This window comes from Acinetobacter sp. CAU_H_29a_1 (genome assembly GCF_058599505.1).
Genome location: NZ_CM178655.1, coordinates 3,334,240 through 3,355,551, shown reverse-complemented (window position 1 = coordinate 3,355,551; position 21,312 = coordinate 3,334,240). Strand labels below are relative to the sequence as shown.

The 21,312-nt window shown below is 41.1% G+C and carries 19 protein-coding genes and 2 pseudogenes; 9 read left to right on the top strand and 12 right to left on the bottom strand.

The genetic code is table 11. The annotated features are described in order from the left end of the window. Nucleotides 1-96: 96 nt before the first annotated feature. Entirely contained in the window at nucleotides 97-324 is a 228-nt protein-coding gene (locus AC4MDD_RS16810; RefSeq protein ID WP_227518530.1) for a hypothetical protein, read from the bottom strand. Between AC4MDD_RS16810 and AC4MDD_RS16805 the strand changes: the two genes are divergently transcribed. Both AC4MDD_RS16805 and AC4MDD_RS16800 read left to right on the top strand, forming a co-directional pair. Then, on the top strand, nucleotides 323-2,728 hold the full coding sequence (locus AC4MDD_RS16805; protein ID WP_491882053.1) for a YgiQ family radical SAM protein: 2,406 nt from the start codon (nucleotides 323-325) through the stop codon (nucleotides 2,726-2,728). The genes AC4MDD_RS16810 and AC4MDD_RS16805 overlap by 2 nt on opposite strands. A 381-nt stretch (nucleotides 2,729-3,109) precedes the next feature. Further along, nucleotides 3,110-3,652, top strand: a complete 543-nt coding sequence (locus AC4MDD_RS16800; protein WP_005401019.1) for a DUF2726 domain-containing protein — start codon at nucleotides 3,110-3,112, stop codon at nucleotides 3,650-3,652. A 62-nt stretch (nucleotides 3,653-3,714) separates the two neighbouring features. Here the strand turns inward: AC4MDD_RS16800 and AC4MDD_RS16795 are convergent, their stop codons facing one another. The 10 genes from AC4MDD_RS16795 to mdtD form a co-directional block, all read right to left on the bottom strand. After that, nucleotides 3,715-4,071, bottom strand: a complete 357-nt coding sequence (locus AC4MDD_RS16795) for a RidA family protein (protein WP_114836651.1) — start codon at nucleotides 4,069-4,071, stop codon at nucleotides 3,715-3,717. 78 nt (nucleotides 4,072-4,149) lie between these two features. Next, on the bottom strand, nucleotides 4,150-4,383 hold the full coding sequence (locus AC4MDD_RS16790; protein ID WP_114836650.1) for a hypothetical protein: 234 nt from the start codon (nucleotides 4,381-4,383) through the stop codon (nucleotides 4,150-4,152). A gap of 117 nt (nucleotides 4,384-4,500) precedes the next feature. Beyond that, a complete protein-coding gene (locus AC4MDD_RS16785; RefSeq protein ID WP_225554184.1) occupies nucleotides 4,501-4,986 on the bottom strand; it encodes a transposase in 486 nt (161 codons plus the stop codon). Between the two features lie 47 nt (nucleotides 4,987-5,033). After that, the gene (locus tag AC4MDD_RS16780; protein WP_087547287.1) at nucleotides 5,034-5,339 is read right to left on the bottom strand and encodes an IS630 transposase-related protein; all 306 of its coding nucleotides are present in this window, start codon (nucleotides 5,337-5,339) and stop codon (nucleotides 5,034-5,036) included. Between the two features lie 4 nt (nucleotides 5,340-5,343). Further along, a complete protein-coding gene (gene creD, locus AC4MDD_RS16775; protein WP_491882052.1) occupies nucleotides 5,344-6,798 on the bottom strand; it encodes a cell envelope integrity protein CreD in 1,455 nt (484 codons plus the stop codon). A gap of 161 nt (nucleotides 6,799-6,959) precedes the next feature. After that, a complete protein-coding gene (creC, locus tag AC4MDD_RS16770) occupies nucleotides 6,960-8,429 on the bottom strand; it encodes a two-component system sensor histidine kinase CreC (protein ID WP_114836648.1) in 1,470 nt (489 codons plus the stop codon). A 7-nt stretch (nucleotides 8,430-8,436) separates the two neighbouring features. Then, nucleotides 8,437-9,150: a two-component system response regulator CreB gene (gene creB, locus AC4MDD_RS16765; RefSeq protein ID WP_078425955.1), complete on the bottom strand. Its 714-nt coding sequence runs from the start codon at nucleotides 9,148-9,150 to the stop codon at nucleotides 8,437-8,439. A 346-nt stretch (nucleotides 9,151-9,496) separates the two neighbouring features. Next, the gene (dinB, locus tag AC4MDD_RS16760; protein WP_114836646.1) at nucleotides 9,497-10,558 is read right to left on the bottom strand and encodes a DNA polymerase IV; all 1,062 of its coding nucleotides are present in this window, start codon (nucleotides 10,556-10,558) and stop codon (nucleotides 9,497-9,499) included. 134 nt (nucleotides 10,559-10,692) lie between these two features. After that, a complete protein-coding gene (locus AC4MDD_RS16755; RefSeq protein WP_373863446.1) occupies nucleotides 10,693-11,478 on the bottom strand; it encodes a glycoside hydrolase family 25 protein in 786 nt (261 codons plus the stop codon). Between the two features lie 98 nt (nucleotides 11,479-11,576). Further along, nucleotides 11,577-12,971, bottom strand: coding sequence for a multidrug transporter subunit MdtD (gene mdtD / locus AC4MDD_RS16750; RefSeq protein ID WP_114836644.1), 1,395 nt, complete (start codon nucleotides 12,969-12,971; stop codon nucleotides 11,577-11,579). 160 nt (nucleotides 12,972-13,131) lie between these two features. Between mdtD and AC4MDD_RS16745 the strand changes: the two are divergent. The 4 genes and pseudogenes from AC4MDD_RS16745 to AC4MDD_RS16730 form a co-directional block, all read left to right on the top strand. Further along, a pseudogene (locus tag AC4MDD_RS16745) lies at nucleotides 13,132-13,530 on the top strand (choice-of-anchor I domain-containing protein); the annotation flags it as partial. Between the two features lie 72 nt (nucleotides 13,531-13,602). Further along, nucleotides 13,603-14,747, top strand: a protein-coding gene (locus AC4MDD_RS16740; RefSeq protein WP_435370513.1) for an IS3-like element ISAba14 family transposase whose coding sequence is annotated in 2 segments (ribosomal slippage) — nucleotides 13,603-13,867 and nucleotides 13,867-14,747 — 1,146 coding nt in all. Because the reading frame shifts where the segments join, the coding sequence is not laid out codon by codon here. 62 nt (nucleotides 14,748-14,809) lie between these two features. Then, nucleotides 14,810-16,324: pseudogene (locus AC4MDD_RS16735) on the top strand (choice-of-anchor I family protein); the annotation flags it as partial. Between the two features lie 165 nt (nucleotides 16,325-16,489). After that, nucleotides 16,490-17,464 carry a hypothetical protein gene (locus AC4MDD_RS16730; protein ID WP_125273442.1) on the top strand — a complete coding sequence of 325 codons (975 nt, stop codon included), beginning with the start codon at nucleotides 16,490-16,492 and terminating at the stop codon, nucleotides 17,462-17,464. Between the two features lie 60 nt (nucleotides 17,465-17,524). On the opposite strand, the gene AC4MDD_RS16725 is transcribed toward AC4MDD_RS16730, so the two are convergent. After that, complete coding sequence (locus tag AC4MDD_RS16725) at nucleotides 17,525-18,145, bottom strand: LOG family protein (RefSeq protein WP_491882051.1); 621 nt, start codon at nucleotides 18,143-18,145, stop codon at nucleotides 17,525-17,527. Nucleotides 18,146-18,480: 335 nt separating this feature from the next. Here AC4MDD_RS16725 and AC4MDD_RS16720 point away from each other — a divergent pair, with 335 nt between their 5' ends. From AC4MDD_RS16720 to AC4MDD_RS16710, 3 genes are all read left to right on the top strand, one after another. After that, complete coding sequence (locus AC4MDD_RS16720) at nucleotides 18,481-20,061, top strand: TerC family protein (RefSeq protein WP_004978531.1); 1,581 nt, start codon at nucleotides 18,481-18,483, stop codon at nucleotides 20,059-20,061. A gap of 70 nt (nucleotides 20,062-20,131) precedes the next feature. Next, nucleotides 20,132-20,599 (top strand): YchJ family protein, encoded by a 468-nt coding sequence (locus tag AC4MDD_RS16715; protein WP_148826916.1) that lies wholly within the window; start codon nucleotides 20,132-20,134, stop codon nucleotides 20,597-20,599. 59 nt (nucleotides 20,600-20,658) lie between these two features. After that, complete coding sequence (locus tag AC4MDD_RS16710; protein WP_004692884.1) at nucleotides 20,659-21,303, top strand: trimeric intracellular cation channel family protein; 645 nt, start codon at nucleotides 20,659-20,661, stop codon at nucleotides 21,301-21,303. The last annotated feature ends 9 nt before the right edge of the window (nucleotides 21,304-21,312 follow it).

Sequence of the window (21,312 nt, the reverse complement as noted above, 5' to 3'; positions counted from 1 at the left end):
TTGATGTTACTTTTTTTATTCTTTGCTGCGTTATTCAGCGGAATCTGTTGGGTCTCGATGTATTGCTTGCTGTCCCAAGTGATTGGACTTTGGTCTTTATTCTTTAAGGAATGAAGGGGCAGCTTTTGTCTCTTCACTGTCGAATTGTTTCTTTTTAAATAAAAACTTCGAAATTACGTTTGCATAAAAAAATAAATGATAACGTGCTGTATATGATGCTTTTTTAACCAAGCAAGCTGAATGTAATTCATGGTAAAATGATCGGCTTTCATCTTTGATCTTTATTTGAGATCTTTCATCTGCCAGCCGAGAATTGCTAGCCATGTCTACTGCTTATACTATGCAGACCGCGCCTAAAGCGTTGTTTGATTACGACAAATATTGGGCGTCATGTTTTGAACCTGCGCCATTTTTGCCGATGTCGCGCGAGGAAATGGACCAACTCGGTTGGGATAGTTGTGACTTTATTTTGGTCTGTGGTGATGCGTATATCGACCATCCATCATTTTGTTCGGGCATTATTGGCCGTACGTTAGAAGCACAAGGTTTCCGTGTCGGGATTATTGCACAACCTGATTGGACGAATGTTGAAGCATTTCGAGTTTTGGGTAAGCCAAATATCGCTTGGGGTGTGACCGCTGGGAATATGGATTCGATGATCAACCGTTATACGGCTGATCGTAAAATCCGTTCTGATGATGCCTACTCGCCAGATAATTTACCCAATAAACGTCCAGACCGTGCAGCAACCGTATATTGCCAACGTGTGCGTGAAGCATTTCCAGATGTACCTGTATTGTTAGGTGGAATTGAAGCGTCTTTACGTCGTATTGCACATTATGACTATTGGTCAGACAAAGTCCGTCGTTCAGTGTTGATGGACTCAAAAGCCGATCTTTTGATGTATGGTAATGGTGAGCGTTCAATTACTGAAGTGATACATCGCTTAGCCAAAGGCGAAAAAATTCACGAAATTACCGATGTTCGTGGCACGGCATTTATCGTGAATAAATTAAACCGTCCATCTAAAGCCAAGTTTGTGGAAATCGCATCGAATGATGTGGATGCCATTGGCCGTGTTGATCCGATCATCAATCCTTATGTGATGACTGAAGATTTAGATGGCTGTGAAATTGAAAAAGATAAGGGCAATTCTTTAACCCAATACCAAAATTTCCAAAAAGAAATTGTGACGAATCAAATTGTTCGTGAAGGGGATAAACTCGATCCTGATACACAAATTGTGCAATTACAGCCGTCTTCAAAGGCAATTAAACATAAATTACCGCCGCGTGAACTGGCTGTGATTCGTTTGCCTGCATTTGAAGCAGTGGCAGATGATCCCGTTTTATATGCACATGCCAACCGTATTTTGCACCTTGAAACCAATCCGGGAAATGCACGTGCTTTGGTACAAAAGCATGGCGAGCGTGATGTTTGGTTAAATGCTCCACCGATTCCGTTAACGACGGAAGAAATGGACTATGTGTTTGATTTACCTTATGCACGTCTACCGCATCCTGTCTATGCTGATGCGCGTTTCCCTGCATTTGATATGATCAAATTTTCTGTCAACATTATGCGTGGCTGTTTTGGGGGTTGTACCTTCTGTTCGATTACAGAACATGAAGGACGCATCATTCAAAACCGTTCAGAAGAATCAATTTTACGTGAAGTTGAAAAGATTCGCGATACTGCACCAGGTTTTACCGGCATCATTTCTGATTTGGGTGGGCCTACAGCAAACATGTATCGTTTGCATTGTAAAGACCCTGAAATTGAAAAGAACTGTCGTAAACCATCGTGTGTTTATCCGGGTGTTTGTCAAAACCTACATACCGACCATGCACCTTTAACGCAGCTATATCGTAAAGCACGTGCCATTAAAGGCATCAAAAAGATTCTGATTGGTTCGGGTCTGCGTTATGACTTAGCGGTGTTAAACCCTGAATATGTTAAAGAATTGGTGCAGCATCATGTCGGTGGTTATTTAAAAATTGCGCCTGAACATACCGAAAAAGGTCCATTGTCTAAGATGATGAAACCGGGCATCGGGACCTATGATCGTTTCAAGCAAATGTTTGATCGTTTCAGTAAGGAAGCAGGTAAAGAACAGTATCTGATTCCGTACTTTATTGCAGCGCATCCGGGTACGACTGAATATGACATGATGAATTTGGCGATTTGGCTGAAGAAAAATGGTTTCCGTGCCGATCAGGTACAAACTTTTTATCCATCACCAATGGCCACAGCGACCACCATGTATCACACAGGTAAAAACCCACTAGCAAAAGTGGCACGTTATACTGAAGATGTGGATATTGTGAAAGGTGAGAAGCGTCGTCGTCTGCATAAAGCCTTCTTACGTTATCATGATCCAAACAACTGGCCTTTACTCCGCGATGCTTTAAAAGAGATGGGCCGCCAAGACTTGATTGGTAACTCGAAACAGCATTTGATTCCAACCTATCAACCGCAAGGGACAGAAGGTCAGTATCAGTCTGCTCGGAAGAAAAACTCAACCGTGGATGGTGATTCGCAAAAACGTAATGGTGATAGCCGTAACCAACAAGCGAAAAATCAATCGCATCCATCAAATACCAAGAAGCGTCCTGAACGTGGTCAGATTTTAACGCAGCATACAGGTTTGCCGCCGCGTGAAACAGGTGACGCCAAGAAGCCATTTGGACATTCAAAGTCAAAACCAAAGTCTAAGTCACGTGCTTAATGGCAATTGAATATAAAAAAGGATGCTACGGCATCCTTTTTTAGGATCGATCTTTTTTATTGCGTTAGAAAAATAGCTCAAAGATTGGCTTTTCTGCCATCCGTCTGGAAAATTGGGTCAATCCGAAGAATCATATTGCACGTGAATGAATCACTCTATTACAGTGTAGATAGGCTAAAGAGCCAAAATTTCATTCAGATTAAAACAAAACGTGTTACAACGAATGACATTGCAAAAAATTGTTTAGTTTTATCAGCGTTTGTTTGATTTTAGCTTTAGTTTTTTATTGCGTGGTTTGGATAAATGGTCAGTAGGTTATACTGATCGAATAAAAATGGTTGTGATACCGAAAATTATAATAAAGATCAAAAGGATGAAAATATGACAACTTATATGGTAATTGGTAGCGTGTTGTTGATACTGGTCATGATTTTAGCGAGTAAAGCGTTGATCCCTAAGACCAAGCAGCAAGATAGTGCATTAAGACAACGTGCTATTTTTAGTATGCATGAGCAACTGACTTATACTCGTTTGAAAGAAATTTTACCGCATCATACTGTTCTGGCACATGTGTCTTATGATGCCTTACTGACTACAAAATTTTCGCGTACGCGAAATAAATACCGCAATTTGGTGGCTGATTTTGTCATTGTGGATAGTGCACAACAAGTTTTGGCAGTGGTTGCTTTAGAAGATCCGCTTTCACTGAAACGTCCACAAAAGGCACAGTTTCAGGATGCGATCCTCGATATGGCTGGCTATAAAGTGATTCGTTATGAAGAAGTGCCTGACTATCATCAGTTACGTGAAGATTTTTATGGCGATCTCTATGCCTCATCGCGTTTGACTAAAGATAAGCATGCGACCAAAAAATATGATTACTATAATGCAGCACAAACTCGAAAATTACGTCTGATCGGCTAACTGAATCTCAGCATCCATCATAAAAAACATGAAAACTCATGTTTTTATGATGAGTGTATTTTTTATGTAGGTTTCACTGCAACAACGGTTAACTCTACCAATACTCGTGGATCATAAAGTTTAGCTTCAACACAGGTACGGGGTAAGGCATCAATGTCTGCAACCCAAGCATCCCAAACTTCATTGAACGCTGCATAGTCATTTTCAATGTCTTTTAAATAAATCGTCACCGATAAAATATGACTTTTATCTGTGCCTGCATCGGCAAGAAATTGGTCGATCATGTCCAATGTTTGTTGCGTCTGCCCTTTAATGTCTAAATCGAAGTCAGAAGCCAATTGCCCTGCTAAATGGATGAGGTTTCCAGCAATCGCAATTTCAGAAAAGCGATTTGACACATGAAAACGTTGTACAGCCATAATATTTCTCTAACATGATTCATTATCTAAAGTTTACGTGATCGAGAATATTCTGCAAACCTAGTTTATTATCATCAGTTAAGTTTGTGCTGATCTTGCCAGTGGATCAATACGAATCAAAGACTTATTTTGGAAGATCAATACGCAATTGTATTCGGGACAGACAATAAGGTTACCTAGGTTTAAGAAATGAATTTGAGCCATTCTGAGCCGATTTAAACAATATGCAATCGAACTTTGCAAAGGACAGTATTGTTGGAGCTGTATCTCTTTTTGAATATAGGTCGCAATATAGATAGTTTGGGTTTGCATGATCAATCTCGATATTCGATTGTTATTTCATTGTTTTCGTTCAATTACGGATGGCATGTCGCCATCCGCAAAAGCCTAAGTTTTAAACCACTTATCTAGTTAAAATTAGAACTATAGCTAAATACCAAATAAATCATTACAGTAATCTTTAAATAATTTATCAATATCTTTAACTCTAAACTTATTTCGAATTGCCTTGACTCGCGACCACATATTTTCTATTGGATTTAAATCTGGACTATATCTAGGAAGCCACACAATGTAATGGCCTGCACAACGTACCAACTCCTGAAGTCTTTTCCCTTTGTGAAAGGTCGCATTGTCCATAATCAAAACACTGCTTTCTTTCAACTTAGGTAATAAATCCTGTTCAATCCAACATTCAAATACTTCTGTGTTCACTGAACAATTAAACACACCAACTGTCAGTAATCTATTTTCAATGATTGCACCGATCGCATTACTGCAATTCTTCAACTGCCAGTTAAATTTACCTTCAGCACGTGTTCCTTGAAGGCTATAACTATGGGTTCTGGTACTTTCACTTTGAAAACCACTTTCATCTATGTAAATCAGAGGCAATTTCCCTTCTAAACACTCTATGAGATTTTGAAATTGCTGACGTTGATTTTGATCTGCTTTAGGATGCTTTAACGTCTTTTTTTACGCGATATTCCTGCGGCATGTAACGCATTAAATACCGCATGAGTGCTTACTCCTAAACGTTCAGCTCGCTCATACTGATAATCATCAGGATATTGTTCAACATCCTTCAATATTTGCTCTCTGCTAATTTTAGCTGGACGGCCAGGAATAGGTTTGTTTGTAGTGGACTTTTTCCAGTTCTGAATCGTCTGTATACAGATGTTAAAATGCTGTGCTGCTTTTCGCACAGACATTTCATCTCGAATCATAATTTCTATGACTTTGTCTTTAAAATCTTTTGAATATCCCATATCTCTATTGTTCTATAGTTTTTAGGATTTGGCTATATTCTGAATTAGAAGGGGTATAAGGTTTAAGTGTTGGTGTAGGTTTATTCCCAATGCTGTACCAATCAATATGACGCGTAATAAACATGACGACTGCGAGGATAATGAACGAGATCACTGAGCCTATTAAGAAGGTCTTACCTGAAGATTGCAGTAACATATACATGATGCTGTATAAGGTCATTAAGATGATGCTAAACAAAGCAGCAGCTTTAAATCCTTTCATCACAAAGTATAGGTACCATGTCATTAAGCCGATACAGGCCAATGCTGCTACGATATATGCCCATGCAAAAGCATAATATTCACTGATCGAAAGAAGTAGAACAAAGAAGATGCCTTGCGCCATTGCCACCAATGAGTATTGAATAGGGTGGATTCTCAAGCCTTTAAGCACTTCGAATAAGAAGAAGCAACCAAAGGTGATGATGATAATCACAATACCGTATTTAATCGCACGATCAGTTTGAGTATAAACATTCACCGACTCTAAAAACTCAGTCGATAAGCCAATTTTTTCATGCCCAGCTATTTCATACTCAGTAGAATTTGCAGTTTGAACGTAGTTGCCTTGAGCGAATTGGCGAGTACATTCATTGCTTTCACAATACATGAATTTATTTAGGTTTTGATGACCTAAAGCTATATTTTTCCATTGCGCATTGAATTGTTGTTGAGTGCTGGTTTTTGCATAAGGGAGGTTTTGACCATCGTATTTGATATCTGCCCAATTGCCTTTAGCTTGATAGCTCACACTACGACTGGTTGGAATAAGCGTAAACCTATTTAAACCTGTCAAATTTGCCGTTAAATCAAAGTGAAAGCCATTTTGAATCGCATTGATCAATTCAGGATATTTCTTTGCTGAAATATTCATAAAATCAAAACCTGAGCCATCACTGCCTTGCGAGCTCACTTCAAAAGCATAGTTTTTATTGAGTATTTTAAGTGTAGGTTGCTGATCTAAACCACGTGGGTCATGGACTGGGAAAATAATTTCAGCACGATCCCAAAGATAGGTTTTATTTTCTAATAGAGGTTTTTGGAAGATTCCTTTCGCTGTTAAATTGGCTTGATAACTAATTGCGCGATAAATCGTGCGTTTGTAAGTATCATCTGAAACATTAAAGTTTGATGTCCATTGAGTACTGTCAGCACCGATATACATCCAGTTTTCTTCTGTACATGCATAGGATTTCTTCTGTTCATCCAAACAGGTTTTCTGCTCTTGATACGGAACTTGTATATAGGGCGAAATAATGGTTTGTGGGCTAATATGATTTTGTGAGATTTCTTTGAGGAATGCTTGTTGGTAGTCTTGGCGTTCTGACACAAGGCTGGTAATGAAAAATAAGCCGATCCAGAAAATAGCGACCAGTATAACAATCGCAATGATTTTAAGGCTAAGGAAATGAGAGCGCATAATGATTCCTGATGATTTGTTTTTTTCAGGATTGAGTATGTGAAAGTGAGATGGTTTTTGTTTGAATTGGCCTTGATCTTTATGTGAAGTTTAGGTGAAGCTTTACGAATTTATTTGAGTCGTTCCTAGTAGCATTTTATTAAGAAATTTATAGAACTTCGTTAAGGTAAAACAATACTGACCAATACGCCTTGCTGATGCGGTTGAATAATAGCAATGTTATTTTCCTGAATATTTTGAATTTGAATTTGCCCATGATGTTGTTCAATCACTTGTTTGACAATGCTTAAACCAATACCTGAACTGCGTTGTTGGGTAATAGGACGGGGTAATGAAAAATAAGTATCAAAGACTTGTGAGAGGGCGTATTCAGGTATCCATTCACCTTCATTAAAAATCTGTAATTGAATGCTTTGGTGAGCTTGACGATGCAATTGAATCAGGATTTTCGAAGATTCTGCCGAGAAATCTAGAGCATTATCCAAAATATTGGCAATGGTTTGTTGTAACCAAAAACGATCTGCATGAATCATACAGTTCGCTTCGATATCCAATAAACATTGAATTTTTTTACTTTGTAATTGGCTTGCTTGTTGATCTAAAACCTGTTGTATCAGCTTAGATAAGTTAAAATTTTGAAGTTCGATTTGATGTTTGGATTTTTCTAAACGTGTAAGCAATAACATGCGATCAATCAAAAGTTTTAAACGTTGGCTCTGTGCATGAATGTGCTGTGCAAATTGTTGTTGATCATTTAAAGGCAAATCTTCTTTGAGTAACTCTGCACTGGCTTGAATCGCCGTGAGTGGGCTTTTTAATTCATGGGTTAAAGTATTGACATAATGTTCTACATAGGCACGATCTTCGAGTTTTTCACGCATATTTTCAACAGCTTGAGCCACTTGATTCAGTTCTTTGGCTGAACGGAAATAAGGCGTTTGATTCACTGGAGCAAGCGCTTGAGCGTATTTTCGAACACGGTCAATACTGTGTTTAAGCCAATAAGCGACCAAACTGGCAAGGAAAAGACTGAGTAGGGTAATCCATGCAGCTTGGCGCAGTAATTGATCTTCTGCACGTTGAATATAAGGTTGTACAGAGCTATTCGGTTTACCAATACTCACCACACCAATCAATTTTTGTTGCTGATTTTGAGCAGTTTGATAATAAATGGGCGCAGCGATAAACATGGTACTGCTATTCGGATCTCCCTCATAACTGCGGGTTGAACGTACGCCGTATTTACCTTGCAGTGTTAGATAAACATCATTCCAACGTGAATAATCCTGTCCAGTGGCGATACCTTGTGAATCATAGATCACGGTGCCTTTTGCATCTGTAATATAGATTTGTTGGTTAATTTCTTTTTTATTGTGCTGCCAAATATTGGCATTGAGTTTACGATTCAGTGCCTTTTGAATTTTTTCATCAAATTGTGCGGTACCGACTTTATTTTCATAGACATCTTCTGCCACTAACATGGCGATAATATTGGCATTTTCAGCGAGTGTGTCTTCAACCACTTGGCGAACATTGGGCTTCACTTGTTGGTTAAAGGTGTAGGACATAAACCACAACCCAAGCAAGATAATTAAGCCAAAGAAAAACCAAATACGGATAAAAATCGACATGGTGCTATCACATCCGTTTTAGACTATAACCAAAACCACGATGTGTTGTGATTGGGTCATGTTCAGCTGAAATGTGTTTGAGCTTTTGTCTTAAACTTTTGATATGGGTATCGACAGTACGTTCTAAGCTGTGTTCAGGATGCTCCCAAATATGATCCATCAATTGTTGACGGCTAAAAACTTGTTCAGGATGATCGATTAACAATTTTAATAAGCGGTATTCATAACGAGTGAGTTGTAAGGCACTGCCTTGATAATGAATTTGCAGTGATTCATCAATACATTGCCATGTTTTCGCAATTATTGTTTGTGTCTCAATCGTGCTTTGAGCAGGTTGTAATTGGCTTTGTATGTCCATTCTGCGCCAAATGGCTTTAATACGAGACACGATTTCACGCGAGCTAAAAGGCTTGGTACAGTAATCATCTGCACCAATTTCCAGTCCTACGATTCGGTCAATTTCATCATCTCGTGCAGTTAAAAATAGTAGTGGGGTATGGTTAAACTGACGAATTTTTTTACAGACATCAAAACCGTTTATATCGGGTAAACCTACATCTAAGATAATAAAATCAAAAGTTTGCTGTTGAACAAAGGCAATGGCTTGAGAGCCAGTATTTGCCCAAGTCACTTGCCATTCTTCACGTTCGAGTGCATAGCGTAAGGGCATGAGAATTGCGGCATCATCTTCAACACAGAGGATCTGTTTTTTATTATTCATTGGTCTTTGAATATTGTTAAATCATTTTGAGTGTACTGAATTTCTTTTTTTTAGACGAATGAATTTTAAGTGAAATTGAAATGAACTTTGTAATGATGTGAGAAGTATTGAATGTGTTTTGAGGCAGGTATTTTACCCATGATAAATATCAGAGATGTCCTGTAATCTTCGGATTTGATCGTCACACCAATCACAGGACGTATGCTAAAAGTAAAGGTAAGTTTTAGCATCTCAGCGGTTACATGGATAAATGCAGCGCGTCATTAGATTACTCTAAAAACACAGTTTGTGAATGCTAAATTGCATTATTTTTGTTCTTTTGGTTAAAAAGTGACTGATTGAGCATTCAGTCAGACCATAAAGAGAGCTGGGGTAAAGGCTCTTGAGTCGAAAGTGCATAGACCCCAACACCGATAAGACGAAATTGTTGATCCGGTGTGATTTGCATTTCTTTGAGTAAGATATCTAAGGTCATTTGCAGTTCAGTTTGATGCTTTAATGGCATTTTGAAGCTTTTACTGTGCTGTAGGGTTTGAAAGTTTTTCAGTTTCATTTTGACGGTGACACCGCGGGCATACAGTTGCTTTTTCTCTAAGCTTTGCCAGACTTGCGCAATCAACTTGGGCCAAAATGGGAGACATTGTTCAATGGTTAAGTCATCATCAAAAGTGGTTTCTTTTGAAATTTGCTGACGTTCTCGTTCCGCTTGTACAGGGCGCTCATCAATCCCTTGTGCATATAGATAGAGCTGTTTGCCATATTTGCCAAAATGATGAATTAGGACATTTTCATCCACATGCTGTAAATCACCTAAAGTTTCAAGTTTGAGCGCATGTAATTTTTCTTGCATGACTTTACCCACTCCGGGGATTTTTTTAAGCGGCAAGTGCTGAATAAATTGCTGAACTTGTGAGGGTTTAATCACGCAGATACCATTGGGTTTATTCCAGTCCGAAGCAACTTTGGCTAGAAACTTATTCGGTGCTACACCCGCAGAGGCGGTCAGTCCTGTGCTTTGAAAAATATCAGCGCGGATGCGTTCAGCGACTTCTGTGGCACTGGCCAGTTGTTGTAAATTTTCCGTTACATCTAAATAAGCTTCATCTAAGGAAAGCGGTTCAATGAGTGTGGTATAACGCTGAAAAATTGCATGAATTTGCTCTGAGACCGCACGATATTTAGAGAAATTAGGTTCAATCACTACCACTTGAGGGCAGCGTTTTTTGGCTTGAGTCATCGACATGGCAGAGCGGAGTCCGTAGCGACGTGCAGGGTAGGATGCGGCTGCAATGACAGCACGGGGATGGTGTGAAGAAATCACCACAGGTAAATGCTTTAAGTCGGGACGATCAAGTAACTCCACAGAGGCATAGAAGGCATCCATGTCGATGTGAATGATTTTTCGCATGCTGAATTTTAATATTGAAACCTAAGCCAGTATTGCACTATTCAGATCGATTGCGTAGTTCTACATGCGGCATAAGCGACATAGTTTGACTTGGTATTTTAGTATTTGAATTTCAATGCTGAGCTTGGAACTGCTTACTTGATTGGTAAGTTTTGTGGCAGTTGATAAAGCCCTTGGCGCTCTAAAAAGCTGATCCAATCTTGCTCTGAGCCTTGAAATACATTGAGATCCACCAAGGTTGGTATGCCTTTAATTTGGCCTTGGCTGGTGTGTTGCCAAAAGGTCCATTTCGGATTGCCTTTGAGCTCAGGCTGGCCTTGATATTCACGAATCCAAAGGGGAGTTTGTTTAAATTCATCGACTAAAACAATATTATAAAATGCTTTAGAAGTATAAAAAATGGGTTGCAAACCATAGTGTTGATACAGTTGGTCGTGCATGACCTGAATTTCTTTGAGTAGCTGTTCTCTGGTGTAGGTGTTGATACAGGTGCTGTCATATTCCAAATCAATCACAGGCGGCAAACTATCGGTTTTCTTCGGTACAGTTTCGATAAAGTTCTGGGCCTGAATCTGGCCATCACGGCATAAACGATAAAAATGATAGGCTCCGACCAAAAAGCCTTGTTCACGGGCTTTGAGCCAATTGTCCTGAAATTTACGGTCTTTGAAATCGCCCCCTTCAGTGGCTTTTAAATAAACGAATTTAAACTCTTGGGGAGAAATAGATTGCCATTGGATGTCGCCCTGATGATGAGACACATCAAAGCCTTTTACCGGATACTCTTGGGCAGATGCGACATTGTTCTGCAAGAAAAAATAGGTGATCCCCAGTCCGACACATAGCATCACTACACAGGCAAGTATGTAATAGGGATATGAGGTTTTTGACGGCGTGGAAACTTTTTTTCTTGCGGACATGCTTTTGCAGGTATTGGTTTTTAGCTCATCATCATAGCTCGAATTTGTGGAACTGACCATGATGATTATGGTCAGTGAATGGCAGCACTTTGTATCTGTTATTCATCCACGGTATCTTTAGGGATATGCCAGAAAATAGCTGCGGTAATCAGGTTAATACAGCCCAATACAATTAAAGTGTTATGGAATGCCATGACGATGTGATCTGTACCCAAATATGCGGTAAAGACATTGACTAAAGTACCTGCCAAAGCCACGCCAATACTCATCGATACCATCATGATCATCGACAAGAAACTGTTGCCACTGCTGGCATCTTGTTGCGGTAAATCTTTCAGCGTGAGGGTATTCATAGACACAAATTGCAGGGAGTTCAGCATACCAAAAACAAAGAAATGCAGCGCGCGCAGCCAAGTTGGGGTGTCTGCGGTATTGAGGGCAAAACTGGCGATACATGCACCGACCAACAAGGTGTTAACCAAAAGCACGTGGCGATACCCGAAGCGCTGAATCAAGTGACGAATGATGGGTTTAGACGCCAGTGAACCCAGCACGGTCGGAATCATTAAGAGTCCGGTCACAAAGGGTTCAAAACCGAAAGCCACTTGTAACATGAGTGGCATCAAAAAAGGCATGGCATTGCCACCGAGGCGAGCAAAGAAGTTACCTAAAATACCCACGGCATAAATGCGGTTACGAAACAGTTTACTGCGAAATAGCGCATTTTGATGGGTATGTGCATGATAGGCATACCAAAGCGCAGTCACCAAGCTCAGTACAATCAGCCCCATACTCCACCATAAAGTCAGGTGTGGGCTGGCAAAATTTTCAATCCCTAAAGATAGTCCTGCCATGGCGATCACCAACAGGATAAAACCCCAAAAGTCAAAACGAGGCACATTCTGCTCGGTGACATTCGGCATGGCTTCAAAACTAATCAGGACCCCTAACAGTCCCATGGGGAGGTTAATCAGGAAAATCCAATGCCATGTACTGACTTCGACCAACCAGCCCCCGAGTGTTGGCCCGATCAGTGGACCAATCAGTCCCGCGAGACTCATTAAACTCATGGCCGATAAGAACTGCGTCCGCGGAATGACTTTGAGCATGGCTAAACGGCCAACAGGGAGCAATAATGCACCACCGATGCCTTGTAGCACGCGATACAATAATAATTCATTTAAACTTTCAGAAAAGCCACAGCCCAGCGAGGCAAGGGTAAAAATGATGATGGCACTGAAATAGGTATTGCGCACTCCAAAACGGTCGGCTAGCCAGCCACTCAAGGGAATACAAGCAGCAACGGCAAGCACATAGGCCACTACCACGCTATGCATTTGCAGCGGGTCTTCATTCAGACTGGCTGCCATAGCCGGTAGAGCGGTATTCACAATGGTGGTATCTAAGCCTTGCATAAAAAAGCCAATCGAAACCAGAAGTACCAAAAGACGGTACTCAGGAGCGAGTGCTTGATGGGTCGGCGTTTGGTTCATAGATACAACAAAGTGAAATTTTTAAACAGTTTAGCTTAATTTAAGTTGGACTGTTGTTGCGAATGTGCATTTATCACATGCCATCAAATTGACATCTCTACGTCATGTGTTTGCAACGCGTACGTCATACATTGGTCAAATTTGAACCGATATTTAGATCATGATGAATAAAACATATAGTGTTGTCTTTTTAGCATGCATGGGGTTGGGCTTAGCGGGGTGTAATGACAGTGATGATACGCAAACTATCACACCACCACCAGTAGTAGAGGAAGCCACGCCGAATAGTATTGAACTGGTTCATCTTGCAAGTTATGAGTCAGGGATATTTGGGCAAAGTGCAGCTGAAATCCCTGCCTATGATGCTGCGAGTAAGCGTCTGTTCGTGGTGAATGCACAAAAGGGCATGGTCGATGTTTTAGATTTCTCCCAACCAGCGCAGCCGACATATATCCAATCTTTGGATGCCAAAACTTATTTATCCAATTCCGAAGTGAATAGTGTCGCGGTGCATAATGGCATCGTGGCACTGGCGGTTCAGGCTGAGGATAAAACAGAGATGGATCCGTAAATTTGAACAACTCCTATAAGTGATATTCTGCTCCTCAAATGATGTTATAAACATCAATATATGGAGTATTTTATGGCACGTAGACCAAGAAGAAATCATTCAAATGATTTTAAAGCTAAGGTAGCACTTGCTGCGATTAAAGCAGAAAAAACACTTGCTGAATTGAGTGCTGAATTTGATGTTCATCAAAACCAAATTATTGACTGGAAAAATCAATTGATCTCAGCTTCCTCGCAAGCTTTCGATCAATCAAAAGCTCCATCAGAACCCCCCATTGATCTTAAAAAGTTACATGCAAAAATCGGTGAGCAGGCATTAGAAATTGATTTTTTAGAAGGTGTGTTGAAGAAACTGGGCCGCTTCAACCACAAAAGTTAATCGACGACTCACTTCAGATTTCAGTATCTAAGCAAGCTAAGCTGCTGAAAGTCTCCCGTGGTTGTTATTATTATCGCCCAAAACCTGTTAGCTCATCAGATCTGAAGCTGATGCGATGTATTGATGAATTACATATGCAATATCCTTTTGCAGGCAGTCGTATGATGCGTGATTTGTTGAATCGTCAAGGGCATCATATAGGACGACGTCATACACGTACTTTAATGAAGAAAATGGGTATTCAGGCGTTATATTGCAAACCAAATTTAAGCCAGGCTAATCAAGCTCACCGTAAATATCCATATCTGCTCAAAGGGTTGGCTATTCAGCGCAGTAATCAAGTGTGGTCTACGGATATAACGTATATCCCTATGGCAAAAGGCTTTGTTTATTTATGTGCTGTGATTGATTGGCATAGCCGCAAGGTACTTGCGCATAGGGTATCGATTAGTATGGAGGTGGATTTTTGTATTTCGGTTTTAAATGAAGCGATTGAAAAATATGGATCACCTGAAATATTTAATACAGACCAAGGCAGTCAGTTCACCAGTGATGCATTTATTGATGTATTGAAATCAAATGGCATTCAAATCAGTATGGATGGTAAAGGTCGATGGGTAGATAATGTGATGGTTGAACGATTATGGCGGAGCGTTAAATATGAAGAGGTGTATCTCAAAGCTTATAGCAGTGTCACAGATGCGAAAAAGCAATTAAGTGCATATTTTGAGTTTTATAATTTGAAACGACCTCATTCGAGTCTAGACAAAATGACACCAAATGAGTTTTACTATGATCAGCTACCCCAACAAAACAAGGTGGCTTAACTAGAGCGGAATATCACTTATAAATACGCTTTTAGTTGTTCAAACAAGTGGGACCACCTCTAACCCAAATCGGTATTGTGGCTTTCTTTAAAGCACAAGATCTCTCTTTTATCAGTCAAGTCAACGTGGGAGCTTTGCCTGATATGTTGACCTTCACGCCTGATGGTCGAAAAGTACTGGTAGCGAATGAAGCGGAACCGAATGAAGGGTATCAAGTCGATCCCGAAGGTTCGGTCAGCATTATTGATATTTCAGATATTCAAGAACCAACAGCAACTATTGCGGGCTTCCATGCATGGAATGACCGTAAACAAGACTTATTAGATGCAGGCATTCGTATTTTTGGCCCAGACATCAGTCAATATCCAAATGTAGCGACAGCAGGTATTCAAACGACCACAGTTGCACAAGACCTAGAGCCTGAGTACATCGCAGTCAGTGCTGATGGTAAAAAAGCATGGGTTAGTTTGCAAGAAAACAATGCGATTGGAGTTTTAGACTTAGCAAAAAATCAATTTGTTGATCTTTTCCCGATGGGCTACAAGGACCATAGCTTGCCTGAAAATGCCTTGGATGGGAGTGACCGTGACTGTGCTATTGGTCAAGACTCTTTGGGGCGTAGTATTACAGAATGTGCAAAAGATGCAGGCATGATTAATATTAGTTCTTGGCCAGGGCTATATGGCATGTATATGCCCGATGCCATTGCACAATATCAAGCCAACGGCAAAACCTATTTGGTCACGGCCAATGAGGGGGACGCCCGTGAATGGCTAAGGGATGAAGCCAAATACTTTGAAGGCGGGGACTTAAATGCTGGTTATGCTGAAGAGATACGCATTAAACATTTGTTTAAAAAAGTAGGTTTTGATGCCAAAGGCGATTATGCCGCGCATTTACGTCAGCTTGCACCAGGCGTAAAAGGGGCGAAATTAAACCCAAAGGTGTTTAAACCTTGTCAAACGGCTGACGCAACAGAAGTCTGCGCGGATAATTTAATTAAAGATTCACAAATTGGACGTTTGACCATTAGTTGGACGCAAGGTTATCAAAAAGATCCACTAACAGGTCTGCCGAAGTTGGATGAAAATGGTCGTCTGACTTATGACAAATTATATGCCTATGGTGGCCGTTCGGTGAGTATTGTCGACCCTGAAACCAAGCAGATTGTGTGGGACTCGGGGAGTGAGTTTGAGCGAAAAATTGCGGAGTTGTTTCCACATCAATTTAATAGCAATCATGAAGCATTTAAATTTGATGACCGTAGTGATAATAAAGGCCCTGAACCTGAAGGCGTGACGTTGGGTAAAATTGGTGCAAAGACCTTTGCCTTTATTGGACTTGAGCGTGCCAGTGGCATCATGGTGTATGACATTAGCAACCCGAATCAGGCTAAATTTGTTCAGTATCTGAACCATCGCAATACCAATGAAACTGAAGTCACGAAACAAGGTGACTTAGGCCCAGAAGGTTTGATTTTCATCGCGGCGAAGAATTCACCCAATGGTCACCCGCTATTGGTGGTGGGAAATGAAGTCAGTGGTAGTACAGCGGTTTATGAAGTCAAACTCAATTAAAAAACTGAGTTTTGAATTTGAAAAAAGAGCACTACGGTGCTCTTTTTTATGGCGCTACAAAAAATATATGACAATGATGTCATGAAAATGAAATAAAACCGTCATAATCTTTGGCAAACGTCCAAAGGCACTGTCTTGGAATAAATTATTCAAAAGGTTGGTTTTATGACAATCGAAATTTTGATGGTGATAGGCTTCTGTTTAGCGGCTTATTCTATCGTCGGAAATGATGTGCCGCAGACATTAGGTACGTTTATTTCATCCAATGCACATCGTCCATGGTGGGTGCTTTGGCTCTTTATCAGTACCATTTTGGTGGTGGTGTTGATTTATGGTTGGTATGCATCCGGTGTGGGTGATGCATCATATGGCCGTTTAGAAACGATCCCTTTTCCTGAGGGTGGGGTCACGTGGCTCTATATTGTGCCACCGATTTTACTGCTATTTTTAACCAAATACGGAATTCCCGTCAGTACCACTTTCTTGGTTTTAACCATTTTCTCGCCTGCAAGTTTAGGCTCGATGATGGTGAAATCGATGATGGGCTATGCGGTGGCTTTTGTGGTTGCGATTATTGTCTATCGTTTTGTGATGCGACAAGTCGCAAAGTATTTTGCGAAAACCCGTAATCAAGAACCGTCGCATATTTGGATTGGGCTACAGTGGGTCTCTACGGCTTTTCTGTGGAGTCAGTGGCTGATTCAAGATTTGGCCAATATTTTCGTCTATGTACCCCGTCAAGTGCCGTTTTCATTTTTACTGTTTGCCATCACGGTCTTTGTGGTGTTGTTGGCGATAATTTTGTACCAACGTGGTGGTGCGATTCAGAAGATTGTCGATACCAAAACAGGTGTCACCGATATTCGTGCAGCGACTATTATTGACTTTATGTATGCCCTGATTTTGTTGGTGTTCAAAGAGTGGAGTAACATTCCAATGAGTACCACATGGGTATTCTTAGGTTTACTTGCAGGTCGTGAGTTTGCAATGTCGATGATTTTTGATGAAGTGAACAAACACCGCACTTCGCGTAACGTCAGTAAAGATGCGATGAAATTGATGTTTGGTTTAGCCATGTCCGTGATTTTGGCGACCACACTGCCGTGGTTCTATAACTTTGTCACCCATTATGGGCAATAAACGCACATGTTAAAAAAGCGAGTCCCTAGGCTCGCTTTTTTATGGCATAAATAAAAGGATTTAAATAGCGAAGTGCGCTGGGCTGCCGAGGTTGGCAATGGCTGAATAAATCTGTTCAGCATGGTTGCATACAATTACTTTTGCGCGGTGCTGTGGCGGTAGAAAACCTTCTTCTACTGCATGATCCAATTGTGTAATCAGTGCGTCATAGAAACCATTGACGTTATAAATCATCATCGGCTTTTGGTGTTGGTTGAGTTGTCCCCAGGTTGCCACTTCTAAAATTTCTTCAAAAGTGCCTAAACCACCGGGTAGTGCGACAAAGGCGCTTGCACGTTCGGCCATTAAGGCTTTGCGCTCATGCATGGTTTGTACAACATGTAATTCGGTCAGTTGGTGATGCGCAATTTCATAATCCAGCATAAATTCTGGAATGACGCCGACTGCTTCACCGCCGTGGCTAATCATGGCATCGGCCACTTGTCCCATGAGGCCAATACTGGCACCCCCATAAACCAGACCAAAACCCAGTTTAGCTAAACCTTGTGCCAGTGCAATCGCTTTTTCTTGATAAATCGGTTTATTGCCTGAACGAGAACCGCAGTAAAGTGCGATCAGAGGTTGAGTGGTTTGAACATTTACTTCAGTGTTGAGAGAAGATATTTTTAATTCACTATTCATGGCGTATGTTTTTACCTTTTGCTTTATCTACTTTTTCTTTCTTAGTTTAAGCAAGAAATGTGACGGCAAGCTGTATTTAATCTAACAATCGGGTAATAATTTGTTAAATCTTTTAAAACAGTGCGCTTTTGAAAAAAAGATGAATTTCATGTAGATCTTGCCTATACTTATTTCCTGTTTTACAACACAAGAACGAACATGGGTAGTGGTAGTTGTCGCTCAAGACATCTTCAGTTTTCCGAAAAAAAATTACAGCCATTGGTGCTGAATCTTCCTTTTCATCCGCTTAAGTTGCGTTATGCACCGTATATTTCCCCTCGACAGGAGCAGATCACATGATATTTGAATGGATGTCTGATCCTTCTGCGTGGGTGGGGTTACTCACCTTAGTGGTGCTGGAAATTGTGCTGGGGATTGATAATTTGGTTTTTATTGCGATTTTGGCGGAGAAGCTCCCACCAGAACAACGCAATACGGCCCGTGTTGTTGGTTTGATCCTTGCGCTCTTAATGCGTTTGGTGCTGTTGGCCTCAATTGCTTGGGTGGTGACACTGACCGAGCCGCTGTTCCATATCTTCGATCATCCTTTCTCAGGACGAGATTTGATTCTTCTGTTTGGTGGGGTGTTCTTACTGTTTAAAGGCACCATGGAACTGCATGAACGTATTGACGCCAAAGTGGTTCAGAAAGAAGAAAGTCCAGCCAATGCTGTGTTTTGGATGGTGATCGTTCAGATTGTAGTTTTGGATGCTGTGTTTTCCTTAGACTCGGTGATTACCGCAGTCGGTATGGTTAAACACCTGTCTGTGATGATGATTGCGGTGATTATCGCCGTGGGCATTATGTTGTGGGCATCGAAAGCCTTAATGGAATTCGTCAACAAACATCCGACCGTGGTGATTTTGTGTCTCGGCTTCTTGATGATGATCGGTTTCTCATTGATTGTAGAAGGCTTTGGTTTCCATATTCCAAAAGGTTACTTATATGCCGCGATTGGTTTCTCGGTGATTGTTGAATTCATCAACCAAACCATGCGCCGTAATCAAGAAAAAATGGTCACCACCACAGATCTTCGCTATAAAACTGCATCTGCGGTGCTGCGAATGTTGGGCGGTAAAAGTAGTGATCATGCCTCTGAGCCTGAAGATGTCCTGGCAACTCGCGCTTATGCGGATGAAGTATTTGATCCTGAAAATGGGGTCTATCATAGTGTCTTGGTGCAAGGGGTGCTGGGTTTGTCTGAACGTCCAGTGAAGTCCGTGATGACCCCACGTCCAGAGTTGGAGTGGATTGATTTAGAGGATGAAGAAGCTTCAATCAAATCACAACTACTCAGCATTACGCATTCGCGTTTAATTGTGGCACGGGGCGAGTTAGACAACATCGCTGGTGTGGTACTGACCCATAAAGTTTTGAATGAATATATTGAAACGGGTGTACTCGATTTTGATAAACATTTACGTGAGCCTGTGATTGTGCATGAAAATGCACAAGTCCTGATGGTAATGGAACAACTGCGTCAAGCACCGTTACAAATGGCTTTGGTCTTGAATGAATACGGCTCGATTGAAGGGATTGCCACGCCGATTGATGTATTAGAGGCGATTGCAGGGGAGTTCCCTGATGAAGATGCTGAAGACAATGTGGCTGAAAGCTTAGAAGATGGCAGCTTGATGCTCGATGGCTCTACTGATATTCGTCATGTGTCGTTATTGTTGGATCGTGATTTGGTCGACGAGTCTGATCAGTACTCAACCTTGTCAGGCTATATCCTCTTTCATTTAGGTCGTTTACCTGAAAATGGCTCTAGCCTTGAAGCAGATGGCTGTATTTTTGAAGTGGTGACGATGGATGGGCACAAAATTGAAAAAGTGCATGTGATTCCAAAGTCGGATCTGCACAAGGAATCATCTTAAAACAAACCTTAATCTGGTTTGAACAGGTTAAAATAGCTCGCAATGTCGAGCTATTTTTTATGGAAAAATCATGAGTAATGTTGAGTGTCCGTGTGGGCAGGGTGAATATAAGCAGTGCTGTCAGCCTTTGCACTTGGGACAAAGCCGTGCACAGAGTGCTGCTCAACTTATGCGCTCACGTTATAGTGCTTTTGCCAAACAGCAAATTGATTACATTGTGCAAACCACAGCTTTGGGGCAGCAACAGGCTCTAGATGTTGCAGCAATTGCAGAGTGGAGTCGAAGCAACAAATGGTTGAAGTTAGACGTCGTACAGGCCAATGAAAAACTCGATAAAAACCATGCCATGGTCGAGTTCAAAGCCCATTATCATGATGGCACATCGCCACAGATACATCATGAAATTTCACATTTTGTGAAACATGCAGAAGCATGGTATTTTTTAGATCCAACCACTGAAATGCAAATCACAATGAAACAAGCGTGCGTCTGCGGTTCAGGGAAAAAATTTAAACAATGTTGTGCACAATTTTTATAATTTTAAGCAAATTTGGCTTAGAATAGCGCGCATCAATTAGCCTATATGGAATCCAGGCGATGTTACTCACTATTATTTATATTATAGCGATCACAGCAGAGGCAATGACAGGTGCACTGTCGGCGGGTCGGCGTAGTATGGATTGGTTTGGTGTGGTGATTATTGCCTGTGTCACAGCACTGGGCGGAGGTTCTGTCCGCGATGTGTTATTGGGACATTATCCGCTGACTTGGGTCAAGCATCCTGAATATCTGATGCTGACGTGTTTTGCCGCTTTTATGACGATTTTGATTGCTAAGTGGATGCGCCATTTACGCAACATTTTCTTGGTCCTCGATGCTCTGGGCCTGATCGGTTTTACCATCATCGGCTGTCAAATTGCCTTAGAAATGGGACATGGTTTTGTGGTATCTGCAGTTGCAGGGGTTCTGACAGGAGTCTCAGGCGGTATCTTGCGTGATATTTTGTGTAATGACGTCCCTTTGGTGTTCCGCCGTGAGCTGTATGCCAGTATTTCTTTTGTCGCGGTGATTTTCTATTGGGGCTGCATTCAGCTCGGTTTATCACTTGAGCTGACTGTGATTTCGACTTTGATCTTTGGTTTTAGCTTACGTCTAATCGCGATTTACTTTGGCTTAGAAATGCCGAAATTCATTTATCAAGATGATGATGAGCAATCGGCTTCCTCGAAAGATGCGAGCTAAAATAACGGC